At 62.9% G+C, this 21,246-nt stretch carries 21 protein-coding genes; 10 read left to right on the top strand and 11 right to left on the bottom strand.

Translation table 11 applies throughout. From position 1 onward, the window contains the following. Window positions 1-56: 56 nt before the first annotated feature. The 8 genes from MAFF_RS06220 to MAFF_RS06185 all read left to right on the top strand — a co-directional run bounded on the left by MAFF_RS06220 (window position 57) and on the right by MAFF_RS06185 (window position 9,993). Window positions 57-1,529 (top strand): aspartate aminotransferase family protein, encoded by a 1,473-nt coding sequence (locus MAFF_RS06220; protein WP_010910030.1) that lies wholly within the window; start codon window positions 57-59, stop codon window positions 1,527-1,529. A gap of 22 nt (window positions 1,530-1,551) precedes the next feature. Then, window positions 1,552-2,784: a glycosyltransferase 87 family protein gene (locus MAFF_RS06215; protein WP_010910029.1), complete on the top strand. Its 1,233-nt coding sequence runs from the start codon at window positions 1,552-1,554 to the stop codon at window positions 2,782-2,784. Next, a complete protein-coding gene (locus tag MAFF_RS06210) occupies window positions 2,781-3,539 on the top strand; it encodes an FkbM family methyltransferase (protein WP_044547909.1) in 759 nt (252 codons plus the stop codon). Before MAFF_RS06215 ends, MAFF_RS06210 begins: the two co-directional genes overlap by 4 nt. A 139-nt stretch (window positions 3,540-3,678) precedes the next feature. Then, the gene (locus MAFF_RS06205; protein WP_010910027.1) at window positions 3,679-6,240 is read left to right on the top strand and encodes a GcvT family protein; all 2,562 of its coding nucleotides are present in this window, start codon (window positions 3,679-3,681) and stop codon (window positions 6,238-6,240) included. 94 nt (window positions 6,241-6,334) lie between these two features. Beyond that, window positions 6,335-7,183 carry a DUF1194 domain-containing protein gene (locus MAFF_RS06200; RefSeq protein ID WP_044547906.1) on the top strand — a complete coding sequence of 283 codons (849 nt, stop codon included), beginning with the start codon at window positions 6,335-6,337 and terminating at the stop codon, window positions 7,181-7,183. A 210-nt stretch (window positions 7,184-7,393) separates the two neighbouring features. Then, a complete protein-coding gene (locus MAFF_RS06195) occupies window positions 7,394-8,344 on the top strand; it encodes an ABC transporter substrate-binding protein (protein WP_010910025.1) in 951 nt (316 codons plus the stop codon). A gap of 87 nt (window positions 8,345-8,431) precedes the next feature. Further along, window positions 8,432-9,205 carry an ABC transporter permease gene (locus MAFF_RS06190; RefSeq protein ID WP_044547904.1) on the top strand — a complete coding sequence of 258 codons (774 nt, stop codon included), beginning with the start codon at window positions 8,432-8,434 and terminating at the stop codon, window positions 9,203-9,205. Continuing rightward, window positions 9,202-9,993, top strand: a complete 792-nt coding sequence (locus MAFF_RS06185) for an ABC transporter ATP-binding protein (RefSeq protein ID WP_044550579.1) — start codon at window positions 9,202-9,204, stop codon at window positions 9,991-9,993. The genes MAFF_RS06190 and MAFF_RS06185 overlap by 4 nt, the downstream gene beginning before the upstream one ends. 15 nt (window positions 9,994-10,008) lie before the next feature. Here the strand turns inward: MAFF_RS06185 and MAFF_RS06180 are convergent, their stop codons facing one another. The 3 genes from MAFF_RS06180 to MAFF_RS06175 form a co-directional block, all read right to left on the bottom strand. Then, on the bottom strand, window positions 10,009-10,947 hold the full coding sequence (locus MAFF_RS06180; protein WP_246723905.1) for a GlxA family transcriptional regulator: 939 nt from the start codon (window positions 10,945-10,947) through the stop codon (window positions 10,009-10,011). 345 nt (window positions 10,948-11,292) lie between these two features. Beyond that, complete coding sequence (locus MAFF_RS37505) at window positions 11,293-11,433, bottom strand: hypothetical protein (RefSeq protein ID WP_019858711.1); 141 nt, start codon at window positions 11,431-11,433, stop codon at window positions 11,293-11,295. A 333-nt stretch (window positions 11,434-11,766) separates the two neighbouring features. Then, a complete protein-coding gene (locus MAFF_RS06175; RefSeq protein ID WP_032930657.1) occupies window positions 11,767-11,952 on the bottom strand; it encodes a hypothetical protein in 186 nt (61 codons plus the stop codon). 232 nt (window positions 11,953-12,184) lie between these two features. Between MAFF_RS06175 and MAFF_RS06170 the strand changes: the two genes are divergently transcribed. Next, window positions 12,185-13,084 carry a LysR substrate-binding domain-containing protein gene (locus MAFF_RS06170; RefSeq protein WP_010910020.1) on the top strand — a complete coding sequence of 300 codons (900 nt, stop codon included), beginning with the start codon at window positions 12,185-12,187 and terminating at the stop codon, window positions 13,082-13,084. A 21-nt stretch (window positions 13,085-13,105) separates the two neighbouring features. Here MAFF_RS06170 and MAFF_RS06165 read toward each other — a convergent pair whose 3' ends face one another. The 3 genes from MAFF_RS06165 to MAFF_RS06155 form a co-directional block, all read right to left on the bottom strand. Further along, on the bottom strand, window positions 13,106-14,059 hold the full coding sequence (locus MAFF_RS06165) for an alpha/beta hydrolase fold domain-containing protein (protein WP_010910019.1): 954 nt from the start codon (window positions 14,057-14,059) through the stop codon (window positions 13,106-13,108). A 234-nt stretch (window positions 14,060-14,293) separates the two neighbouring features. Next, window positions 14,294-14,479, bottom strand: a complete 186-nt coding sequence (locus MAFF_RS39945) for a hypothetical protein (protein ID WP_032933507.1) — start codon at window positions 14,477-14,479, stop codon at window positions 14,294-14,296. A gap of 186 nt (window positions 14,480-14,665) precedes the next feature. After that, window positions 14,666-16,735: an ASKHA domain-containing protein gene (locus MAFF_RS06155; protein ID WP_010910017.1), complete on the bottom strand. Its 2,070-nt coding sequence runs from the start codon at window positions 16,733-16,735 to the stop codon at window positions 14,666-14,668. 89 nt (window positions 16,736-16,824) lie between these two features. Between MAFF_RS06155 and MAFF_RS06150 the strand changes: the two genes are divergently transcribed. Next, on the top strand, window positions 16,825-17,067 hold the full coding sequence (locus MAFF_RS06150) for a hypothetical protein (RefSeq protein ID WP_244420730.1): 243 nt from the start codon (window positions 16,825-16,827) through the stop codon (window positions 17,065-17,067). A gap of 79 nt (window positions 17,068-17,146) precedes the next feature. On the opposite strand, the gene MAFF_RS06145 is transcribed toward MAFF_RS06150, so the two are convergent. The 5 genes from MAFF_RS06145 to MAFF_RS06125 form a co-directional block, all read right to left on the bottom strand. Next, the gene (locus MAFF_RS06145; protein WP_010910015.1) at window positions 17,147-18,121 is read right to left on the bottom strand and encodes a methyltetrahydrofolate cobalamin methyltransferase; all 975 of its coding nucleotides are present in this window, start codon (window positions 18,119-18,121) and stop codon (window positions 17,147-17,149) included. 81 nt (window positions 18,122-18,202) lie between these two features. Next, complete coding sequence (locus MAFF_RS06140) at window positions 18,203-19,294, bottom strand: methylenetetrahydrofolate reductase (RefSeq protein WP_010910014.1); 1,092 nt, start codon at window positions 19,292-19,294, stop codon at window positions 18,203-18,205. Then, window positions 19,291-19,887, bottom strand: a complete 597-nt coding sequence (locus tag MAFF_RS06135) for a methylenetetrahydrofolate reductase C-terminal domain-containing protein (protein ID WP_010910013.1) — start codon at window positions 19,885-19,887, stop codon at window positions 19,291-19,293. The genes MAFF_RS06140 and MAFF_RS06135 overlap by 4 nt, the downstream gene beginning before the upstream one ends. Then, a complete protein-coding gene (locus tag MAFF_RS06130; RefSeq protein ID WP_010910012.1) occupies window positions 19,880-20,182 on the bottom strand; it encodes a virulence factor in 303 nt (100 codons plus the stop codon). The genes MAFF_RS06135 and MAFF_RS06130 overlap by 8 nt, the downstream gene beginning before the upstream one ends. Window positions 20,183-20,383: 201 nt before the next feature. After that, window positions 20,384-21,166, bottom strand: coding sequence for a formyl transferase (locus tag MAFF_RS06125; protein ID WP_044550576.1), 783 nt, complete (start codon window positions 21,164-21,166; stop codon window positions 20,384-20,386). Between the last annotated feature and the right edge of the window lie 80 nt (window positions 21,167-21,246).

Genomic DNA, 21,246 nt, shown 5'->3' with positions numbered 1-21,246 from the left:
GGTCCCGCCAAATTTATGGCGCACGACGCTGGTCGTAGCGCGGACAGGAGATTGAAATGACCGTCATGGCCAAGCCCGAACAGACGAATGCGCGCACCCTGGTGAGCGCGCCGGCACTGTCGCCCGCAGCAATAGCCAAGCCCGATCTGATCAGTGTCGAGCAGGCCAAGGCGATGGACGTGGCTGGAATGACCGACCTGTTCAAGGCGCATCTCAATCCCGGCCAGCTGCATTTCATGAAGCTGCTCGGCTTCCACAAGATCAAGATCGAGCGTGCCGAAGGCATGTTCTACATCGACCAGAACGGCCGCAAGATCCTCGATTTCTTCGGTGGCTTCGGTTCGCTGGCCTTCGGCCACAACCACCCACGTATCCTGGACGCACGCAAAAAATTCCAGGAGGAGAAGCGCCAGGAAATCGCCATCGCCTTCATGTCGCAATATGCGGCAGCGCTGGCGCACAACCTCGCCAAATGCTCACCCGGCGATCTCGACATGGTGTTCTTGGGCTCGTCCGGCTCGGAGGCGATGGAAGCGGCGGTGAAGCTCGCCGAACGCGCCGCCGGCCCGAAGCGGCCGAAGGTGGTCTATGCCGAGAATTCCTTCCACGGCAAGACCAAGGGCGTGCTCGGCATCACCGACGGCCAGCTCTACCGCGCCGATTTCAAGGTGGCCGACAATACGGTGCGCATTCCCTTCGGTGACATCGAGGCGGTGGAGCGGCTGTTCCGCAGCGATCCGGAGGTCGGCGTCATCGTGCTCGAAACCATCCAGGGCGGTGGCGGCATCATCCAGGCGGAGGCGCAATACTGGCAGAAGCTGCGCGCGCTCTGCGACCAGTATGGCGTGCTGTGGGTGGCCGATGAAGTGCAGTGCGGCTATGGCCGCTCGGGCCGCTTCTATGCCTTCGAACATTACGGCGTCGTGCCTGACGTGACCGCGCTGGCCAAGTCGCTCGGCGGCGGCAAGGCGGCTGTCGGTGCCATGATCGCCAGGCGTGAAATCTATATGAAGGCCTATGGCACGCCCAAGACGGCGATGATCCATGCCATGGCGACCTTTGGCGGCATGGGCGAGGCGTGCGTTACCTCGATCGAGGCGCTCAACGTGCTTTATGACGAGGGGCTGATCGACAACGCCGCCGTCACCGGCGACTATCTGCTGCAGCGGCTACGGGCGCTCAAGGAAAAGTACCCGAAGATCATCAAGGACGTGCGCGGCAAGGGCCTTATGGTCGGCCTCGAGTTCCACGACTTCTCGCAGACCCTGCCGATGGTGCTGCGCCCGATCGTCAGCGTGCTCGACGACAAGCTGAAGGGCTCGCTGTCCGGCTTTGTCGGCGCGCTGCTGCTGCGCGACTACGACGTGCTCGTCGCCTTCACCGAATACAACCGCAACGTCATCCGGCTCGAGCCGCCGCTGATCTGCCAGCGCGAGCATGTCGACCGCTTCGTCGATGCCTTCGACAGCCTGCTGTCGCGCGGCATCGTGTCGATCGTGAAGGATTTCGTCAAAAGCCAGGTCCGTTAAAGAAAGTCCGTTGAGCACAAAAATGCTGACCAGGTCTCCCGCTACGCAAAACCCGCTCGACCGGCTCACCGAGACCGGTCTGGCGTGGGGCGAGGGGACCTATGCACGGCTGGCCGCACCGATCGGCGCTGTGGCTTTCGCGCTTTACATCCTTCTGACGGCGTTCACGGCGTGGGGGATGCCGGACGCCAATTGGGACATGCTGCCCTATCTCGCAATATCGGAGGAAGGCACCTATCCCGACGTGCAGGCGCTGCATGACTATGCCTACAGCACCGTCAAATCAGGCGTGTCGGCCGGCGATTACAAGGTGCTGACCGACGATGGCGGCGGCTTCCGCAGCCACATGACGGAGAACGCCGCCGACTTCCATTCGCTGCTCGGCATGTACCGGATCAAATTCCTCTATGCCGAGATCCTGTCGACACTGAGCGCGGTGATGTCGCCGGTCGCGGCGATGCGGCTGGTGCAGGTGTTTTCGGTGCTCTTGTTCGGCGCGATCACGCTGCTCTGGCTGCACAGGGAAAAGGCCCTAGCCTTGGCGCCGGTGGTCGGCGCGGTGCTGATCATGGCTGATTTCGGTGATGCGGCGCGCGCTTCGACACCGGACCTGCTGACGTCGGCGCTGCTGCTCGGCGGGCTCTACGCCTATGTCAGAGGCCGCGAGGCGGCGACGGCGATCCTGCTGTTCCTCGCCTTCATGGTGCGGCCGGACAATATTGTTTTCCTTGCCATATTCGCGGTGCTGCTGGCCGCTTTCCGGCAAAAGGCGTGGGGCGCGCTGGCCGGCTTTGCCGCGTCCTTCGTCGCCTATTTCGCCATTTCGCACTGGGCCCAGCATCCCGGCTGGTGGCCGCATCTGTGGTTCTCCAGCATCGAACAGCATTACAATATGGACGGGTTCGAGCCGGCCTTCTCGGTCATCGCCTATCTCAGGGCGTTTGCAACATCGATGCTGCGCGCCGTCAACCTGGACAGATGGGTCGGCGTTTCGGTGCTGGCGCTGGCCGGCTGGTTCGCCACCAGCCGCGCCGGCTTCCGCCCTGATCGGCGCGCCGGCATCCTGTTCGCGGCGCTGGTGCTGGGCGCGCTGGCGAAATTCACGGTCTTTCCGATCCACGATACGCGCATCTATTTCCCGCATCTGATCCCGCCCTTTCTGCTGCTGGCAACGCCGTTCATGGCGCTGTGGAAAGCATCGTTTCGTGGCCAAAACCGCGCGGCCTTGCACGTCATTCCGGGAGAAAAGCCATGAGTTCGCTCTCCAGCCTGGCGCGCATTGCCTTGTCGCTCAGCCTTCCCTCCGGCCTGCTCGATCGCGGGCCGTCGCTGCGCGGCACGAAATTCCTGGCCAAGGCGGCGCTGAAAGCGCGCTTCGGTGGTGCATCTCAGCCGTTCCAGATGGTCAATGTCGGCGCCTGCGATGGCGCGCTGTTCGACGATGTGACGCCGTGGCTGCACAGGATTGCCGGCGCCCGCGCCATGCTGGTCGAGCCGATCCCCTACAATCAGAAGCGGCTGCGCGCCAACTATCCCGACAAGGAGCGCTTCATCATCGAGCCGGTGGCCGTCACAAAAACCAAGGGCACGATCACCGTCCACACTTTCGACGCGGCGGCCCTTGAGGCCGGCACACTGCCGATCGAATTCATCGGCTGCTCCTCGGTGACCGACACCAATTTGATGTCGGGCAAGAATGCCTGGGGCGAGGCCGACGCCAATTTCAACAAATTCGCACCGCACCTGAGAGATATCGAGGTGCCGTCGGAAACGCTGCAGACGCTGCTCGACCGCAACGGCATCAGCCATATCGATGCTTTCCTCGTCGATTGTGAAGGCGCCGACTGGATGGTCTTCGAACAGCTTGATCTGAAACGCTACCGCCCCGGCTTGATCAAGGTCGAGGTCGGCGCGTTGCCGGCCACCGAGATCGGCCAGGTCGTGGTCAAGCTGAAGACGGCGGGCTACCAGGTCGGTTTCCAGGCCGAGGACGTCTGGGCCTTCGCCTGACGGCTGGCGTTTTCCCGGGGTCGCGCCGCACCCGCAGCGTGTCGCAAACAGGCGGTAGCGCCGTGCCTGTCGTCTGCATATTGTGCGCCGATCAAACGGGCGCCGGCGCTGCCCGCAATAGCATCTGGAGTCGCGGGCAATGGCAGAGTTTCCGAAAAAGGCGAAGGTCGTCATCATTGGCCTCGGCGGTATTGTCGGCGCATCGATCGCCCATCACCTGATCGAGCGCGGATGGGACGATATTGTCGGCATCGACAAATCAGGTATCCCGACCGATATCGGCTCGACCGCGCACGCTTCCGACTTCTGCTACACAACCAGCCATGATTTTCTGTCCTGCTGGACGACGCTTTATTCCATCGATTTCTACGAGAAGATGGGCCATTACGCCCGCATCGGCGGCCTCGAAGTGGCTCGCGTCGGCGACGACAGCCGCATGGACGAGATCAAGCGCAAGATCGCCTCGGCAAAGGCCTTTGGCACACGCGCGCGCCTGATCGAACCGGCCGAGATCAAGGAGAAATTCCCGCTGATCGAAGAGGGGATGGTGCAGGGCGGCCTTTGGGATCCGGACGCAGGTCTTGTCATCCCGCGCTCGCAGACCGTTGCCGGCAAGCTGGTCGACCAGGCTGAAGCGTCAGGCAAGCTCAAATCCTTCGCCAACACGCCGGCCAGGTCGCTCGTCGTCAAGGACGGCCGCATCAGCGCCGTGGTGACCGACCGCGGCACCATCGAGGCCGATTATGTCATCGTCTGCGCCGGCATCTGGGGTCGGTTGATCGCCGAAATGGTCGGCGAGGACCTGCCGGTTATGCCGATCGACCATCCGCTGACGTTCTTCGGGCCCTACAATGAGTTCGCCGGCACCGGCAAGGAGATCGGCTGGCCGCTGCTGCGCGACCAGGGCAACTCGGCCTATATGCGTGACACCGGCGACCCCAAGACCGCCGAGGGCGGGCAGATCGAATGGGGCTATTACGAAGAAAACAACCCGCGCCTTTGCCATCCGCGCGATCTCCTTGAAAAGCATGAAGCGCGTTTGTCGCCGTCGCAGCGCGACCTCGACATGGAGCAGATCCTGGCGCCGCTGGAACGCGCCATGGAGCTGACGCCGATCCTGGGCGAACTCGGCTACAATGAAAGCCATTCCTTCAACGGCCTGCTGCAGGTCACGGCCGACGGTGGCCCGTCCATGGGCGAAAGCCAGAAGGTGCGGGGGCTCTGGTATGCCGTCGCCATCTGGGTCAAGGACGGCCCCGGCATGGGCAAGCTGATCGCCGACTGGATGACGGATGGCCGCACGGCGATCGACCATCACGCCATCGACTATGCGCGCTTCTATCCGCACCAGACGAAGGAGCAGTTCATCTGGGATCGCTGCACCGAGACGGCGATGAAGGTCTACAATCCCGCGGTGCATCCGCGCGAGCCCTTCTCCAAGGGCCGCAACATAAGGCGTTCGCCGTTCTGGGAGCGCGAGAAGGAACTCGGCGGCTATTTCATGGAACTGGGCGGCTGGGAGCGTGCCCATGGCTATGCCGCCAACGAGCACCTGCTCGAGAAATATGGCAACCGCGTTCCCGTGCGCGAGAACGAGTGGGACAACCGCCATTTCTGGCGCGTCTCCAATGCCGAGCATCTGGCGATGAGCGAGGATTGCGGCATCGTCAACCTGTCGCATTTCTCTATGTATGACGTCGAAGGGCCAGATCACGTCGCGCTGCTGGAATGGCTGTGCGCGGCCAAGATCGGCGGCGACAACAACATCGGCAAGGGCATCTACACCCACTTCCTCGACGAGGAAGGCATGGTGCGCGCCGACTTCACCGTGATCCGCATGGCCGATCGCTGCCGAGTGATCGACGGCGCCGACGCCGGCCCGCGCGACTTCCGCTATATGCAGCGCACCGCGCAGGACAAAGGTTTTGACGCCACCATCACCGATGTGACGGAGAAATACGTCACCATCGGCATCTGGGGTCCGAATGCCCGGACCACCTTGAAGAAGGTGGTCGAGAATCCCGAGGGCCTTTCGCCGGAGAATTTCCCCTTCGCGGCGATCAAGCCGGTCAGGATCGGCGGCAAGGATGTCACCGCTTTCCGCATCTCCTATGTCGGCGAGCAGGGCTGGGAACTGCATATGCGCTATGAGGACGGCCTGGCCGTCTGGGACGCGCTGCGCTCGACCGGCGTCATGCCGTTCGGCGTCGAGACCTATGCCAACACGCGCCGCATGGAAAAGAGCCTGCGCCTGCAGAATGCCGACCTTCTGACCGAGTACAATCTGCTGGAAGCCGATCTCGCCCGACCGAAGGTCAAAGAGAACGATTTCTGCGGCAAGGCCAAGCATGTTGAATACCGCGCGCGCGAGCACCAGCCGGCGACTTTGTGCACGCTGGTGATGACCGAAAACACCGATTCCAAGGGCGTGGCGCGTTATCCCGTTGGCACCATGCCGGTGCTGGACCCGGCCACCGGGGAAACGCTGGTCGACGAGCTCGGCCGCCGCTCCTTCACCACCTCGGTCGCCTATGGCCCGACGATCGGCAAGAACATCGCGCTCGCCTATCTGCCGCATTCGTATGCGCAGGAAGGTCGCAAGCTCAATGTCGAGTATTTCGGCGAGACCTATCCGGTCGAAGTCGCCGGTGTCGGCTACAAGCCGCTTTATGACCCGGAGAACCTCAAGCCGCGCAGCTGATCGGTCGGGCGGACCACGGGACTTATTGCAAAAGCCTGGCTTCGAGCCGGGCTTTTGTCTTTTTAAGCAGGTGGTTTTCGCTTACCCTCGCGGCATGTCTGCTTTGTCGCGCGCAAGACATCTCCTTTCCGGCTGCGCCGCGCTGGCGCTGATGTTGTGGCTGATGCCTGGGTCTCGCGCGGATGAGCCGGTCGATGTCGAGCTCGTGCTGGCGGTCGACGTTTCGCTGTCGATGTCGGCGGACGAACTCGAGATCCAGCGTCATGGCTACGCGGCGGCGCTGACGCATGACAATGTGCTGCAGGCGATCGCCGATGGCGCCCATGGCAAGATCGCCGTCACCTATGTCGAATGGGCCGGCACCACGTGGCAGCGCGTCATCGTGCCATGGACTGTCATCGCCAACCGTGCCGACGCGGAGCGGGTGGTCGCGCAATTGTCCGCGCAGCCGCCCAACAGCGCGCGGCGCACCTCGATCTCCGGCGCGCTGGAATTCGGCAGCGATCTGTTTGCCGAAAGCGGCTATGAGGGGACCAAGCGGGTCATCGACATTTCCGGCGACGGGCCCAACAACCAGGGCGCTCCGGTCAATCTCACCCGCGACGGCGTGGTCAGACAAGGCATCGTCATCAACGGCCTGCCGCTGATGACCCGGGGTGGCCTTTCCGGCGCCTACGACGTCAACGATCTTGACCGCTACTACAGCGACTGCGTCATCGGCGGCCCCGGCGCCTTCATGATCCCGGTCAATGACTGGACGCAATTTCCCGAAGCCATCCGCCGCAAGCTGGTGCTGGAGCTTGCCGGCCCGGCCTCACCGCAATGGGCGGCGGAGGAGGCGGATCATCCGCCGGTGGTGCTGACGCAGGACAAGCCCGCCGCCGACTGCCAGATCGGCGAGAAAATGTGGCGCAACCGCAATTGGATGTTGGACAGTCGCTGAGCCGACCGAGCCAACCAGCGGTGACGACGAGGACGATCGCATTTCATCGGCCGAGCGCCGTGGCGGCGACTGTCCATGGGCAGGGCTTCAATTCTGCCCAACGTAAGTGGTGAGGTGAGCCTGCTGGCAGCCGCCGAACACGTTCCTGTTGATTGACAAGCCGATAGGCGTCTGTGAACAATTTCGCCCACACAAAAAAGGGGAACCGACATGAACAGGATCGCCGTTTTCGCCGCGACTTTGACGTTTGCCGCCGGTCTGTCCGCGCCGGTGATGGCCGCTACATCGGTCACCATCGGCATCAGCGGCTGGACCGGCTTCGCGCCGCTGACACTTGCCAAACAGGCAGGGCTCTTCGAGAAGCACGGCCTCGACGTGACCTTAAAGAAGGTGCCGCAGGCCAGCCGTCCGCTCGCCATCGCCAGCGGCGACCTGCAATGCGCCGCCACCACGGTCGAGACCTGGCTGGTGTGGAACGCCAGCGGGGTGACCACCAAGCAGATCTTCCAACTCGACAAATCCTATGGCGCCGACGGCATCGTCGTGCGCAACGACATCAAGACGGTCGCCGATCTCAAGGGCAAGAACGTCGCCTCCTCGGCCCCGGGCACGTCGCCCTATTTCCTGCTCGCCTGGGTGCTGAACAAGAACGGCATGTCGACCAAGGATGTGACGGTCGTCAATCTGGAGCCGGACGCGGCGGCACAGGCCTTCCTCGCCGGCCAGAACGATGCAGCGGTCACCTACGAGCCGTTCATCTCGGCCGTGCGCGACAAGGCTGACCAGGGCCACATACTGGCGACCACTCTCGACTATCCGATGGTGCTCGACACGGTCGGCTGCACGCCCGAATTCCTCAAGGCCAATCCCGACGCCGCCAAGGCGCTCGCCGACAGCTATTTCGAGGCGCTCGACCTGATCAAGAAGGACCCGCAGAAATCCTACGAGATCATGGGCGCCGACGTGAAGCAGTCGGCCAAGGAATTCGAGGATTCGGCGAAGTACCTGAAATGGGCCGACAAGGCCGATAACCAGCAGTTCTTCACTAAAGAATTCCAGGATTTTTCCAAGACCGCGGGCGCGTTGTTGCTGCAAATGGGGCTGATCAAGGAAGCGCCCGATGTCGCCACGCTGGCCGACACCAGCGCGGTGGCGAACTGACTGTCCGGCCTCTGCCCATCCTGCGGTGGCGCCTGGCGCCGCCGCTCTCTCCTGGACACGTGATAATTTGATGGGGACGATGTGAAGATGCGCCCCTTGCATCCAGTCTCGCCGGGCCTGAGAACCGGGCTCGGCATTTCCTTTTTCGTGCTGTTCATCGCCTTCTGGGCCTGGATCACGCTTGGCGGCCACGTCAACCGCATCTTCCTCGCCGATCCGCTGTCGATGCTGCGGGATGGGTGGCGGCTGCTGGTCGAGGACCGGTTCTGGCTCGACATATTGATCACCATCTGGCGCGTCTTCGGCGGCTTCGTGCTGGCCTCGGTCGTCGCCGTGCCGATCGGCATCGCCATGGGCGCCTGGAAGCCGGTGGAAGCGTTCCTGGAACCCTTCGTCTCCTTCGCCCGCTATCTGCCCGCCTCGGCCTTCATTCCGCTGCTGATCCTGTGGGCTGGCATTGGCGAACTGGAAAAGCTGCTGGTCATCTTCGTCGGCTCGGTGTTCCAGATCATCCTGATCGTCGCCGTCAAGGTCGGCTCGACGCGGCGCGATCTGGTCGAGGCCGCCTATACGCTGGGCTCGACCAACAACGGCATCGTCAAAAGGGTGATCATGCCGGCCAACGCGCCGGAAATCGCCGAGACGCTGCGCCTGGTGCTCGGCTGGGCCTGGACTTATGTCATCGTCGCCGAGCTGATCGGCTCGTCCTCCGGCATCGGCTACATGATCATCAACAGCCAGTCGCGGCTGGCGACCGGACAGATCATTTTCGGCATCATCGTCATCGGGCTGATCGGGCTGTTGTCCGATTTCGCCTTCAAGGCGTTCAACCGCTGGCTCTTTCCATGGAGCCTGGCGTGAGCAAGCTCCTCATCGAGGGCGTCTCGCGCACCTTTGCTGGCGTGCGTGGCGGACTGCCGGTCAAGGCGCTGATGCCGATCGACCTGGCGGTCGCCGCCAATGACTTCATCACCATTCTGGGGCCGTCCGGCTGCGGAAAGTCGACGCTGCTCAGAATTGTCGCCGGCCTGGAAGCGCCGAGTGAAGGCCGTGTGCTGCTCGACGACAAGGCGGTGACGCGGCCGGGACCGGATCGCGGCATGGTCTTCCAGTCCTACACGCTGTTCCCGTGGCTGACGGTGAGCGAGAACATCGCCTTCGGCCTGCGCGAACGCGGCATGGCGCCAAAGGAACGGGACGACATCGTCGCCTCCTATGTCGATCTGGTCGGGCTGAAGGGGTTTGAAAACCATTGGCCGAAGCAGCTGTCCGGCGGCATGCAGCAGCGCACGGCGATCGCCCGGGCGCTCGCCAACGATCCAGAGATCCTGTTGCTGGACGAGCCGTTTGGCGCCCTCGACAACCAGACACGCGGGCTGATGCAGGAGCTGCTCCTCGGCATCTGGGAGCGGCGCAAGAAGACCGTGCTGTTCGTCACCCACGACATCGAGGAGGCGATCTTCATGGCCTCGCGCGTCATCGTGATGACAGCGCGGCCCGGCAGCATCAAGTCGGATGTCGCCATCGACCTGCCGCATCCGCGCCACTACACGCTGAAGACCAGTCCGGAATTCTCTGCGCTGAAAGCGCGGCTGACCGAGGACATCCGCGTCGAGGCGATGCGCACGGCGCAGGCGCAGCCGGCCTGAGCCTGATCCGGGGGATCAGGCCGCCAGCAACTGCTTGCGGTCGACGCGCTCCTGCTGTGGCGAGCGGGCGTAGAGCTCGCGGTAGCATTTCGAGAAATGCGAGGCCGAGACGAAGCCGCAGGCGACCGCGACCTCGACCACCGGCATCGACGACTGGATCAGCAGGTGCCGGGCGCGGTCGAGCCGGATCTCCAGATAGTAGCGGGCAGGGGAACGGCCCATCTCGGTGCGGAACAGGCGCTCGATCTGGCGACGCGACAGGTCGACATGGTCGGCGATCTCGATCAGCGACAGCGGCTCGGAGAGATTGCCTTCCATCAGTTCGATGATGGTCAGCACCTTCGAGTTCTGCACGCCGAGGCGGGCGCGCAGCGGCAGGCGCTGGCGGTCGGTCGGGCTGCGCACGCGATCGGTCAGCACCTGTTCGCAGACCCGGTTGACGAGGCTCTCGTCGAAATCGTCGCCGATCAGCTTCAGCATCATATCGAGCGCGGCGGTGCCGCCGGCGCAGGTATAGATGTTCTGGTCGACCTCAAAGAGGTCGGCAAAGACATTGGCCTTCGGGAACGCCTCGGAAAAGCCCGGCAGGTTTTCCCAATGGATGGCGCAGCGCTTGTTGGACAAGAGGCCGGCGGCGGCAAGGATGTGCGCGCCGGTGCACAGGCCGCCAACGGCGACGCCACGATTGTACTCCTCGCGCAGCCAGGCGAAGGCCGATTTGTTCTGGTAGCGCTCGACATTGACGCCGCTGCAGACGATGGCCATGTTCGGCCGGTCGGGGCCTGCCATCTTCTTGCGTTCTTCCTCCAGCGAGGTGTTGACCGCGCATTCGACGCCGTTCGAGGCGCGCACCGGCTTGCCGTCGATGCTGGCGAGGCGCCAACGATAGGCCTCGTAGCCGAGCATGCGGTTGGCGGAGCGCAGCGGGTCAAGTGCGGTCGCAAAAGCGATCATGGTGAAGTCGGGGACAAGGAAAAACACAAACGATCGCTTGATCGGATGCTTGATGGCGTTCACGGGAACCTCATCTGGCCATGGCGCGAACAGGATGTCGCGAATAGCATAGCGACATCAGGAAAAACCTTGGCTGTCAATTGGCTACGCTGCCTTTGCGAGACAATATTTGCGACATGGGTCGCAAATGGGCAATCCGTGTGCGGTAATGCTCCGGGGAGCGGCATCAACTGTTCACGCGACAGGCAAAATGTACAAAGGCAAAACAAAAACGCCGCCGTGGCGGGAGCCAGGCGGCGTTACAGTCTTGAAGCAGCGGCAGGGAGACGCTGCCTTGAAAAATGGTCAGGCCACGAAGCCGAGGCGCGCCGCAGCCATCGCACCGGTCTGGCCGGGCATGGTGTTGGCAAGGCGCTGACGCTCGAGAGCGGTCGTCAGGTTCATTTCGCGGCGGGTAAAGAGGCGGGCAAAAAGCTTCATCATCATCTCCTATCGGTTGCTCAGACGGGTCGCCTTCGCTTGATGGAGTGGGGCAGCTCGTTTGCTGCCGCTGATATAGGCTTGTGCTGCGTAAAACTAAATCGCAAAAACGAAGCGCTTGATATGAAATGCGACACGGATTGCGACAAATTTGGGCAAGCTGCTTGAAATTTGTGATTATTTACAAGGCATTAATTCGAAATCAGAGCTGCTATGCGGCTTGCTCATATGCGTCATGCGTTGGCGGCATGGCTTCAGAACTCATTTGAATACAAATAAAATAAAGAAGGCCTGCCGGGCTGGGGGCGCGGCAGGCCTTCAGCATTTGGTACACACGATCTACTTTGCTCCAGCCCAGGATCCAACGCCGTTGCGAGTGCCGGTCTTGGTGTCGGAAGCCTCAGGCCAGCCGATATCCTTCTGCAGTTCGATCGGCAGGGAGCGGATGGCGCGTTCGGTCTGGTAGCGGGCGCGTGCCGCGCTGAATTCAGTCGCGATACGACCGAGGGATGACAGGATAGACATTTCATTCTCCTTTGGTGCCGGGCCGGGGACATTCCGGCGTTTGATTTGGGAGGTCTTACACGCGGCGTGTTTCAACCCCATTTCATGTCGATTGCAGGTTTGTGTCGTGGTCGTTTCGTGGCTGCTTGTGGCAGCAACCTCAACCGATGGAGTTGACTATCCTCCCAATCCGGTGTTCAATCAAACGAAATGGAATGATGCTTTGTATCAGAAAATTTGAAGGTCGCTTCCGATGAACGCCCCGCTCAATCATCCGCTGCCGCTGCTCGATCTCGACGTTTTGCGCACTTTCGTGGCGATTGCCGAGACCGGCAGCTTCACCACTGCCGCCAATGCCGTCTTCCGCACGCCGTCCGCGGTCTCCATGCAGATCAAGAAGCTGGAGGACATTCTCGGCCGCTCAGTGTTCGCGCGCGACGCCCGGTCGGTGTCGCTGACCACGGATGGCGAGATGCTGCTCGGCTATGCCCGCCGGCTGCTGTCGATCAACCGTGAAGTGGTGTCGAAGTTCATCATTCCCGAGATTGTCGGGGTGGTGCGGCTCGGCTCGCCGGATGATTATGGCGAGCGCGTGCTGCCGCATGTGCTGAAGCGTTTCGCGCAGTCGCATCCGTCGATCGCCGTCGACGTCACCATCGACCAGAGCAGCAATCTGCGCCGGCGCATGGACGACCGGGCGCTCGACATCACGCTTTTGACCAACTCCTACAAGACCAGCGCGCTCGGCGCCGAGGTGCTGCTCACCGAGCCGATCGTGTGGGCCGGCGCCAAGGGCGGCTGCGCGCATCTGCGCGAACCGCTGCCGGTGTCATTGTGGGAAGAGGGGTGCGCCTGGCGTGCCGGCGCGCTCGAAGCCCTGGGGCGCGAGGGCCGCAACTACCGCGTCGCCTATATGAGCGCGCACACGGCCGGCCAGCGTGCCGCGATCATGGCCGACCTGGCCGTCGCGCCGCTGCCCCGATCATTCCTCGGCAACGACATGGTCGAGCTCTGCCCGAAGGACGGCATGCCCGATATCGGCACCTACAATCTGGCCATGGTGGTGGCGCCGGACGCCAGCGCTCCGGTCAAAGCCGTCGCCGACCATATCCGCGCGACCTTCGAAGTGTTCCGGGAAACCGGCAAGTTCTGATCCGTCGCCGGATTGAAAGCGCTACTCCGCCGCCTCGGCGGAGGGCGCTTGAAACCTTGTTTTCCCGTCTTGCCTGACCGGCGAGCGATTCTCGCCGAGGAACGCCACGATGTGCTGGCGCGCGCGGCGTGCTTCCGGCATGTCGATCAATGGCCAGGCGTGGAACATGCCTTCCTCGTGGACGACCTCGACCTCGACACCAGCGTCCCGCGCCTTTTGCGCGAAGATCAGATTGTCGGGCGTCAAGAGATCGTGCGAGCCGGTCAAAAGCAGCGTCGTCGGCAGCACCGACACGTCGCCATAGATCGGGCTGATGTGCCAGTCGCTGCGATCGATGCCGGCGCTGTACATCCGGATCGCTTCGAGACCACCCGCGATGCCGAGCCAGGGGTCGTTGCGCTCTGCCTCGAACAGCTTCGGGTTGGAAAGCGACATGTCGAGGCCGGGCGAGATCAGCACGTGGCGCGCGGGCAGGGGCAAGCCTTCTTCCGCGGCCATCATGGTCAGCACCACGGCCATGTTTCCGCCGGCGGAATCACCCATGAAGACGATGTCTTCCGCCTCCGTCTCGTCGAGCATCTGGCGATAGACGTCGCCGACCATGCCGAACATGGCGTGGAAATCGTGCTCCGGAGCGATGGGATAGATCGGCACGGTGATGCCATAGCCCAGCCGGTCGGCCATGTCGGCAATCAGGTGCCAGTGATAGGGCGTGATTTCAAAGACATAGGCGCCGCCGTGCAGATAGAGAATTCGCCTCTGCTCGCCGGCCTTGGGGGCGATTTCGTAAACCGGAAAGCCGTCGACTGTGCGTGTCTGGATGTGCAAGCGCTGATGTAGCGAAGCCGGCGGATGATGATCCTCGGTCTTGCGCGCGGCCGCGATCCAGCGCCGCAGGTTTTCCGGGCTGGAAAAGGCCTTTTTGCGGCTGTACCTGAGCACGAACGACACGAAGTGGCTTTTCAAACTTGGCATGCGGATACACGAACTTCGGCTGCAGCCGACTAAGAGAATTTCCCCTCTCTTGCGAAGATCGTACCTTGGCCGAAAATGTCAAGATTTACCCGGTGTCCACACGGCGGTGTGATGCGCGCCGCCGCCATCAGCGGCGCGGCAAAAGTGCCGCGCGCAGCCGGTTGCTGGCAGCCGCCGGGGATGTCCGGGATCCCGGGCGCCTGCCAAGCAATTTGCATTTGTCGGCAAAGGTCATCAGCGCGCCGTGCCCAGAAGCAGCGACGCGAGCGCGGCCTGTGGGTCGCTGGGCGGCGAGGCCGGCCAGCCGATATCCTTCTGGACATGCGCCGGCAGGCTGTTCAGCGCGCGGATCGCCTTGTTCCTGGCATGGTTCTGCCTGATGGTCACACCGAAGCGGCCGAGATTTTCGAACATCGACATTTTCATCTCCCTTGAAGAACGGCGACCGAGGATTATCTCCGGCCGCCTTTCGATGCGGGGTAAATGCGCCTGCCATGTATCGGATAGATTTCGCGAAAACAGCGTTTCGGTTTCCGGATCGGTTCGATCCGGAAACATTCGTATGCAAATGAGTTTGAGATTTGAGGCGATCTGTGAAGGTCGCGTCTATTCGCGGCTACGCCTGGCCGCGTGGCCTTCGCGCGAGCGCCGGCGCGGCGTGGCGTCGCCGGCGATGCCGTCCTCGCTGACCGTCTTGCGTGGTGGCAATTTCACCGCCGCCGACAGTTTCGGGAACGGATCGACCTTGTTGGGCAGCGCCATCGCGTAGACGAAATGCTCCTGGAATTTCGGTTCCAGCGCGGTCTCGATCTTCTCGATCTGGCTCACCGTCTCCTCGATCTCGCGGCGATAACCACGGTTCAGGAGCGCCATGCGCGCACCTGCACCGGCGGCGTTGCCGACGGCCGAGACCTTGTCGAGGTCGCAATCGGGGATCAGTCCCAGCACCATGGCGTATTTCGGATCGATGAAGGAGCCGAAGGCGCCGGCGAAGTGGATGCGGTCGACATGCTCGGTGTTCTGCTTTTCCATCAAAAGCTTGGTGCCGGCATAGAGGGCTGCCTTGGCGAGCTGGATGGCGCGCACATCGGTCTGGGTGATGGTGATCTTCGGTTCGCCTTCCTTCAGCACATAGGAGAAGGTACGGCCATTGGCGGTGACGCGCGGAGAGCGCGCGGCAAGCGATCCGTCGACGACGCCATCCTCCGAGATGATGCCGGCGAGATACATCTCCGCCACGATCTCGATGATGCCGGAGCCGCAGATGCCGGTGACGCCGGTCGCCTGCACGCTGTCGAGGAAGCCGGGCTCATCGGACCACAGTTCCGAGCCGATGACGCGGTATTTGGGTTCCAGCGTGTCGGGATCGATGCGCACGCGCTCGATGGCGCCGGGCGCGGCACGCTGGCCGCCGGAGATTTCGGCGCCTTCGAAAGCCGGACCGGTCGGAGAGGAGGCCGCCACGACCCGCGCACGGTTGCCGAGCACGATCTCGGCATTGGTGCCGACGTCGACAATCAGCATCATCTCGTCCTGGCGATGCGGGCCTTCGGACAGCGTCACCGCCGCCGCGTCGGCGCCGACATGGCCGGCGATGCAGGGCAGCATATAGAGGCGCGCACCCTGGTTGAGCTTGAGGCCGATGTCGGAGGCCTTGATACGCACTGCGCCCGAGACGGCGAGCGCGAAGGGGGCGCCCCCGAGTTCGGTCGGATCGATGCCGAGGAACAGATGGTGCATGATTGGATTGCCGACGAAGACGGAATCCAGGATGTCGTTGCGCTGGACATTGCCCTCCGCGCAGACCTTGTCGACAAGGCTGGAGATCGCCTCGCGCACGGCCACCGTCATGCCTTCGCGGCCGTCCGGATTCATCATCACATAGGAGACGCGGCTCATCAGATCCTCGCCGAAGCGAATCTGCGGGTTCGATGTGCCGGACGAAGCGGCGACGCGGCCTGACAGCAGCGACACCAGATGCATGGCAATGGTGGTCGAGCCGATATCGCAGGCCAGCCCATAGGCCTCGTTCTTGAGGCCAGGCCACAGCGCGATGACACGCGCGATGTCGCTGTCGGCATCCTTGTGGATGGCGGCGGTGGCGGTCCAGTTGCCCTTGCGCAATATGCCTTGCACCTGCGGCAGCAGGTAGAAATCGAATTCGAGGTTTTTAAAACCCCAATCCTTCATCAATGCGATCTTCAGCCGGTCAAGGTCGCCGAGCGGCTTGTGCATGTCGGGCTCTTCGATCTCGACATAGCACATGCGGATCGCCGTATCGCGGGCGATCACCCTGGTGTCGGCATCCTTGCGGATGGTCTGTGCGTTGATGACCGTGTCCTGCGGCACGTCGATGACGAGGTCACCGAGGATCTGCGCAGAGCAGGAGAGGCGACGCCGCTCAGGCAGGCCGCGCACGCGCTCGTAGCGCTCTTCCTTGGGCCCCTTGGGCGAGATGTGGTCGTTGGAGGAGACGATCTTGTGCTTGGCGAAATTGCCTTCCTGCACCTCGATCTGGCAGCGCCCGCACGTGGCGCGGCCGCCGCACACGCTCTCGACATAGACGCCGAGCTGGCGCGCGGCATCGAGCACCGGCGTGCCGACAGGAAACCGCCCGCGCTTGCCCGACGGCATGAACAGCACGAGTGGATCGGTAATGTTGGCAGGCGAGTTCATGCGTACACGTGTCTCGGAAGGGATTGTCGATACCGTTTAACGGATCGTTTCACTATTGGGCGGACTGTCTGATGGTCCAGAGGCCAATCATGTCCGATCTCCTGCTGTCCAGCATATTCACCGCTTTTACCATGGTGCGGCTGCTGAAGGGACCGTGGCTGCGCAATCCGCAATATCTGGCCACCGGAATTCTCGGCGCGGTTGTCGCGATGCTGCTGCTCAACGGGCTGTGGCCCGCCTATGACGATGACTTCGTCATAGGCGGCGTGACCGGCATATTCGGATCGTGGGCGGGAATGGCGTTGTTCGACGCCATATTGGGTATCGCCTGACCGCAACGCAGACGCCTCCGACCGCATCGATGATGCGATCGGTCCAGCGTGGTTTGCAGTCCGGTTCACGATTGCGCGCTTACCCCCGACCCATACGGGCTTCACGGCCGCCGCGGCGGCGGCCACCGTTGGCCGCGCCATCGCCAGGCGCATTGACCTGCGTCGGCGCCGCGACAGCATGGCCGCCTTCGGCCGGCTTGTAGTCCTTGTAGGTCCTGATCCAGTTGGTGCAATTCTCGTCGGTGCCGTTGAGCACATTGGCGCCCCGCACGGCTTCCATTTCCTGCGGACGCACCGGGTTCATGATGGCTGATGTCATGCCGGCGCCGATCACCATCGGGATGAAGGCGGCGTTGATGCCATGGCGATGCGGCAGGCCGAACGAGATGTTGGACAGGCCGCAGGTGGTGTTGACCTTGAGCTCTTCGCGGAGCCGACGCAGCAACGCGAACACCTGGCGGCCAGCGTCACCCAGCGCGCCGATCGGCATGACCAGCGGGTCGACGACGACGTCGTGCGCTGGAATGCCGAAATCGGCGCAGCGCTGGACGATCTTCTTGGCGACGGCGAAGCGCACGTCCGGATCCATCGAAATGCCGGTCTCGTCATTGGAGATGGCGACGACCGGGACGTTGTATTTCTTGATCAGCGGGAGGATGGCCTCGAGTTTTTCTTCCTCGCCAGTGACGGAATTGACCAACGGGCGGCCCTTGGCGACCTTGAGCGCCGCCTCGATCGCGGCGGTGACCGAACTATCGATCGACAGCGGCAGGTCGACGAGGCCCTGGACGATCTCCAGCGTCTGCACCAGCAGCGCCGGCTCGGTGGCGTTGGGGTCGACGGCGGTGACGCCGGCATTGACGTCGAGCATGGTGGCGCCGCAGGCGGCCTGTTCCAGCGCGTCCTTGATGACGGTCTCGAAATTGCCGGCCACCATCTCGGCGGCGAGCTTTTTGCGGCCGGTCGGGTTGATGCGCTCGCCAATCACGCAGAAGGGCTGGTCGAAGCCGATGATGATTTCTCGTGTCGCCGAGGCAACGATGGTCCGGGTCATGAAATCTCTCCGTCGTGATATAAAGAGTTCTTTATATCGTTATCTCTTTTCGATCAAGCGAATGGTGGTCCTCCGCGCGGATCAATGCGCGGTCTTCACCATATCCACCTGGGTTTCGGTAATCTCGTCGTGCAGGATGTGGTCGAGCCGGTCGGCAACCATCTGGTCGTCGCGACGGATTTCGCGCTTCCAGGGCTGGCGGCCTTTGAGCACGCCCGATTCATCGACGATTTCGGCGACATATTCCTCCTGGCGGTAGGCCATCACATGCACGCCCGAGATGCCGGGGATTTCCTTCACCTCGTTGATGATGTCGATGCAGAGCTGCTTGCCTTCCTTCTTCTGATCCTGCGCGCCCTCCAGCCGCTTGATGACGGCATCCGGGATGTGGATGCCGGGCACGTTTGAGCGGATCCATTTGGCGGTCTTGGCCGAGGCGAGCGGGCCAACGCCGCACAGGACGAATACCTTCTCGGTGTGGCCGAGATCGCGCGCCTTCTGCATGAAGGTCCTGAACATCGGCACGTCGAAACAATACTGCGTCTGCACGAACTGCGCGCCGGCGGCGATCTTCTTGCCGAGATGGATCGGGCGGAAGTCGAAGGGCGGCGCGAACGGATTGACGGCAGCGCCGAGGAACACCTGCGGCGGCGTCGTCAGCTTGCGGCCGGACAGGAACTTGCCGTTGTCGCGCATGATGCGGATGGTTTCGAGCAGCGACATGGAATCGAGGTCGAACACCGGCTTGGCACCGGGCTGGTCGCCGGCCTGCACGCCGTCGCCGGTCAGGCACAGCATGTTGGCGACACCCATGGCGGCACCGCCCAACACGTCGCCCTGGATGGCGATGCGGTTCTTGTCGCGGCAGGCGATCTGCATGATCGGGGCATAGCCCATGCGGGTCAGCAGCGCGCAGATGCCGACCGAGGACATGTGGCAGTTGGCGCCGGAGGCATCGACGGCGTTGATGGCGTCGACCCAGCCGTCGAAGATCTTGGCCCTGTTGTAGACGTCCTCCGGATCGGCGCTGTCAGGGGGATTGAGCTCGGTCGTCACGGCGAATTCACCGCGCCGCAGCACGCGCTCCAGCCGGCCGCGGGACGAGTGGCCGGGCAGGGGATCGAGCGGCAGGTGAATGCCTGCCGGGTTCTCGTCGCGCTGACGGGCGCTCATGCGGCGGCTCCGGTCTTTGGCGCGGCCGCGGCTTCACGGGCGGCGGCGGCCTGCGCGGTGACCCGCAGCCAGGCGGAGGTTTCGCGCAGCGACTGGTCGACCGGCTTCTGCACGGCCAGAATCTTGTCGGAGTTGACCATGTTCTGCGAGCCTTCCCAGGCCTTGACCCAGACGCAGGGCATATCGGGCTCGACCTCGCAATTGCCGTTGGCGCGCACGCCTCCGCAGGGACCGTTGCGCAACTGCTTGGGGCAATTCATCGGGCAGGACATGCCGGTCGAAGACAGGATGCACTGGCCGCACATGCGGCAGTCGAACATGAAACCCTTGACGCGCTTCTCGACGAATTTGATCGGAGCCTCGACGCGACCGTAGCCGATGCCTTTCCACAGGGGATGGAGGAGCAGAAACATGTCGGCGAAACGGGAATAGAACCATTCGAGCAGGCGCGAATGCCGGATCGACCACAATCTCACCGCGAAGGAGCGCTGCACGCGCCGCTGCGGCGACACGTCGGCCGGCTTGTAGTCGGATTTCGGCGCTGCCTTCTTGACCAGGGTGGCCTGGGTAACAGTCGGTTGGGTCTCAGACATTTTCTTTGCCGCCCGCCTTGACCAGAGCGACCAGCCGCTCGCGGTCATATTTCGCGTCGAGGTCCTGGAAAGCCCTTTCGACCTCGGCTTCGAGATCGTCGCCGACCGGAACGGGATCGGCCTTGCGCCATTCGGCCAGATAGTCGTCGGTGCCGCCGGCGCCGGTGCGCATGGCGCACATGTCGATGGCCTCGGTGAAGCGCAGCGGCAATTCGCGCTTGGCATTCTGCCGGCCCTTCTTGACGATGACCTGGGCAGGGATGTCGCGCCAGTAGACGACGATAAGATCGGCCATGAATTCTCGCTCCTCGATCTCAGAGCATTGCCGGATGCGCAATGGACCCGCTTGTTATGGGACGACGCGCGCGCATTCAAAAGCGACGCATTTCAATGTCGTAAAATGAAAGGCGTGTTTATTCGTTCGCGGGGCGCAGCGGCGGCAGGGTCGGCGTGCCGAAAAGCCGTCTGGCCCTGTGCGGCTCCAGGCTGACGAGACCTACCAGATTCCGGTTCTGAGGCCGGTCCAGACATAGAACCAGATCGTCGGGTGATACCACTGTTTCGAAGGCAGGCCGGGATCGATCGTCGTGAGTTTTCCGGCCAGTGCATCGCTGACGGCCTCGACGCAGATGTCGCGCGAGAACGCCGCCTGGCGGAGCGCGTGACTGGAGATGGTGTCGCCTTTTTTCGGCCTGCCGCGCGCCTGCTTCAGCACGCCGCCCGTGTCGACGCCAGCGTCGACAAGATGGACGGTCGTGCCGAAATTCTGCGCATCGCCTGACACCAGAGCCCAATAGCCGCCATTCATGCCGCGATATTTCGGCGTGATGCCTGCATGGTAGTTGAGCACGGGGCAGGGTATTTTGCTCAGCATACCGGCCGAGATCAGTCGGCAACCGTTGAGCAGCACGACGCCTGGCTGGATCTTCTGGATCGCCTGCAGGCACTCAGGCCCATTGCCCGAGGCCACCTGGATGATCTCCTGGCTTGGTCGCGGCTCGACCTCCAGTCTTTCCTCCGCGATCAATCGCGCGCCATGGCCAGCCAGGAGGCGCTTGCCCAACCTGCTCAGCACCATCGTGCCAAGCTGGCCGATGGCCGAGACCCAACCCTGGCGGCGGGCTCGCCCACGCAGCAATTGCTTTTTGGATTCAGGGGTTTCGAGGATGACGCTGACAGGACCAACGCGATCGGTGATTGCGTTGATCATGGCCCAGACATGCTGGCCGCCGCCGGTCACGACGACGATCGGCGCGCTGGTTCCAACCGGTGAAGACATGGCCCGCTTTCCTGCCTTGCACGCGGCCGGCTGCCGCATGCTGGCCGGATTTGTGCCGGAATGGGGTTAAATCTTGATGA

The organism is Mesorhizobium japonicum MAFF 303099 (assembly GCF_000009625.1).
In the GTDB taxonomy this organism is placed as follows: Bacteria; Pseudomonadota; Alphaproteobacteria; order Rhizobiales; family Rhizobiaceae; genus Mesorhizobium; species Mesorhizobium japonicum.
The sequence above is the reverse complement of the archived record's forward strand: the minus strand, read 5'-3'. Positions and strand labels throughout refer to the sequence as shown.

Coding starts and splice junctions, on each gene's coding strand:
- MAFF_RS06220 (WP_010910030.1), top strand. CDS start 57: ATGACCGTCATGGCCAAGCCCGAACAGACGAATGCGCGCACCCTGGTG.
- MAFF_RS06215 (WP_010910029.1), top strand. CDS start 1,552: ATGCTGACCAGGTCTCCCGCTACGCAAAACCCGCTCGACCGGCTCACC.
- MAFF_RS06210 (WP_044547909.1), top strand. CDS start 2,781: ATGAGTTCGCTCTCCAGCCTGGCGCGCATTGCCTTGTCGCTCAGCCTT.
- MAFF_RS06205 (WP_010910027.1), top strand. CDS start 3,679: ATGGCAGAGTTTCCGAAAAAGGCGAAGGTCGTCATCATTGGCCTCGGC.
- MAFF_RS06200 (WP_044547906.1), top strand. CDS start 6,335: ATGTCTGCTTTGTCGCGCGCAAGACATCTCCTTTCCGGCTGCGCCGCG.
- MAFF_RS06195 (WP_010910025.1), top strand. CDS start 7,394: ATGAACAGGATCGCCGTTTTCGCCGCGACTTTGACGTTTGCCGCCGGT.
- MAFF_RS06190 (WP_044547904.1), top strand. CDS start 8,432: ATGCGCCCCTTGCATCCAGTCTCGCCGGGCCTGAGAACCGGGCTCGGC.
- MAFF_RS06180 (WP_246723905.1), bottom strand. CDS start 10,947: ATGATCGCTTTTGCGACCGCACTTGACCCGCTGCGCTCCGCCAACCGC.
- MAFF_RS37505 (WP_019858711.1), bottom strand. CDS start 11,433: ATGATGATGAAGCTTTTTGCCCGCCTCTTTACCCGCCGCGAAATGAAC.
- MAFF_RS06175 (WP_032930657.1), bottom strand. CDS start 11,952: ATGTCTATCCTGTCATCCCTCGGTCGTATCGCGACTGAATTCAGCGCG.
- MAFF_RS06170 (WP_010910020.1), top strand. CDS start 12,185: ATGAACGCCCCGCTCAATCATCCGCTGCCGCTGCTCGATCTCGACGTT.
- MAFF_RS06165 (WP_010910019.1), bottom strand. CDS start 14,059: ATGCCAAGTTTGAAAAGCCACTTCGTGTCGTTCGTGCTCAGGTACAGC.
- MAFF_RS39945 (WP_032933507.1), bottom strand. CDS start 14,479: ATGTCGATGTTCGAAAATCTCGGCCGCTTCGGTGTGACCATCAGGCAG.
- MAFF_RS06155 (WP_010910017.1), bottom strand. CDS start 16,735: ATGAACTCGCCTGCCAACATTACCGATCCACTCGTGCTGTTCATGCCG.
- MAFF_RS06150 (WP_244420730.1), top strand. CDS start 16,825: ATGTCCGATCTCCTGCTGTCCAGCATATTCACCGCTTTTACCATGGTG.
- MAFF_RS06145 (WP_010910015.1), bottom strand. CDS start 18,121: ATGACCCGGACCATCGTTGCCTCGGCGACACGAGAAATCATCATCGGC.
- MAFF_RS06140 (WP_010910014.1), bottom strand. CDS start 19,294: ATGAGCGCCCGTCAGCGCGACGAGAACCCGGCAGGCATTCACCTGCCG.
- MAFF_RS06135 (WP_010910013.1), bottom strand. CDS start 19,887: ATGTCTGAGACCCAACCGACTGTTACCCAGGCCACCCTGGTCAAGAAG.
- MAFF_RS06130 (WP_010910012.1), bottom strand. CDS start 20,182: ATGGCCGATCTTATCGTCGTCTACTGGCGCGACATCCCTGCCCAGGTC.
- MAFF_RS06125 (WP_044550576.1), bottom strand. CDS start 21,166: ATGTCTTCACCGGTTGGAACCAGCGCGCCGATCGTCGTCGTGACCGGC.